Below are 695 nucleotides of genomic sequence, written 5' to 3'. Positions count from 1 at the left end.
CGGCAAGGACACCCGCGGCATCTTCCGGGTGCACCAGTTCGACAAGGTCGAGATGTTCTCCTACGTCGCGCCGGACGACGCCGAGGCCGAGCACCAGCGGCTGCTCGACTGGGAGAAGCAGTGGCTGACCGGGCTTGAGCTGCCGTTCCAGGTGATCGACGTGGCCACCGGGGACCTCGGCGCCTCGGCCTCGCGCAAGTACGACTGCGAGGCGTGGATTCCGAGCCAGGGCAAGTACCGCGAGCTGACCTCCGCGTCGAACTGCGACGAGTTCCAGGCCCGCCGCCTCGCGGTGCGGATGCGCGACGGCAAGCACGTGAAGCCGCTGGCCACGCTGAACGGCACGCTGTGCGCCGTGCCCCGCACCATCGTCGCGATCTTCGAGAACCACCAGCGCCCGGACGGCTCGGTCGCCGTCCCGCCGGTGCTGCGCCCCTACCTCGGTGGGCGCGAGGTGCTCGAGCCGGTCGCCCGGTGAGCGCCGCGCCCGCGTCACCCCTTCCGTACCAGCTCATAGCGACCGACCTCGACGGCACGCTGCTGCGCTCCGACCACACCATCTCGGAGCGCACCCGCGCGGCGCTCAAGCGCGCCACGGCGGCGGGCGCCCTGCACATCGTGGTCACCGGCCGCGCCGTGCGCTGGACCCGGCACATACTGGACGACCTCGGCTACCAGGGCCTCGCGGTGTGCGG

The 695-nt window shown here is 71.9% G+C and carries 2 protein-coding genes; both read left to right on the top strand.

Annotation, left to right across the window (positions count from 1 at the left end; translation table 11 throughout):
• Positions 1-478, top strand: a 478-nt coding sequence (locus tag KUM32_RS43030) for an aminoacyl--tRNA ligase-related protein (protein ID WP_308408863.1), incomplete at its 5' end; no start/stop codon positions are given.
• The coding region (locus tag KUM32_RS43025) for an HAD family hydrolase (protein WP_217146979.1) at positions 475-695 on the top strand (221 nt) is incomplete at its 3' end. The genes KUM32_RS43030 and KUM32_RS43025, both read left to right, overlap by 4 nt.

The sequence above is a fragment of the Streptomyces sp. AC627_RSS907 genome (assembly GCF_019049165.1).
This window is presented reverse-complemented; position numbering and strand designations above follow the sequence as displayed.